Source organism: Ruegeria sp. CG11 (genome assembly GCF_056537245.1).
The window spans coordinates 1-619 of sequence record NZ_JBQFRE010000073.1 but is presented as its reverse complement, the minus strand read 5'-3'; the positions used below and the strand labels follow the sequence as shown (position 1 = coordinate 619).

The following is a 619-nucleotide window of genomic DNA, read 5'->3' as shown; positions in this document are numbered from 1 at the left end:
ACATCATTGAACAGGATCACCGTTTCATCAAACGAAGGATCAGGCCCATGCTGGGATTCAAATCTTTCGCTTCAGCCGCACCTGTCCTGGCAGGCATAGAACTGGTCAACATGATCCGCAAAGGTCAATTCACGCCCGGACTCCGTCCCTTTCAGCAGTTCGCCCAATTGGCAGGGTAAACTGCTCACCAATTCCACTGACGCTCTGCCATCTAAAAAGTTTGCGACAGAACCGCAACCGAACGACAGTTAACGTGACAACACCCCGCAGACTGTGAGTTCGCTAGGGCCCCGAGTTTGCACTCGCGGCGAATGACGGCTTTGGCGGGCCGCAATGCAGCGATGAAGGTTCTTGGCCAACGGCAGGTTTGGGCCGGGGGGGGCCGTCATGTTGAGCCTAGCCGCCGAACCAAAGAGGCGCGTCGCCTTCTGCCCATGGCGCGTACTTGTGCATTACGTTTATGAAGGCTTCGCTTTCCATGAAACGATCCAGCCATGCAATCAAATTTGGCCATTCCTGTGCGTCAAACCACTCTCTGTCTATATGGGCGAATTGGCGGACAAAGGGCAGAAGTGCCAGATCGGCGAGGGTAGGGCGATCTCCAAATAGCCAAGACCGC

The 619-nt window shown here is 55.3% G+C and carries 2 protein-coding genes; one reads left to right on the top strand and one right to left on the bottom strand.

The features are described from left to right. A partial coding sequence (locus tag ACR0KW_RS24290) for a DDE-type integrase/transposase/recombinase (RefSeq protein ID WP_480807315.1) occupies positions 1-179 on the top strand: 179 nt, incomplete at its 5' end. Positions 180-396: 217 nt separating this feature from the next. Here ACR0KW_RS24290 and ACR0KW_RS24285 read toward each other — a convergent pair. Next, positions 397-619: glutathione S-transferase C-terminal domain-containing protein (locus tag ACR0KW_RS24285; protein ID WP_480807314.1), on the bottom strand; the 223-nt coding region annotated here is incomplete at its 5' end.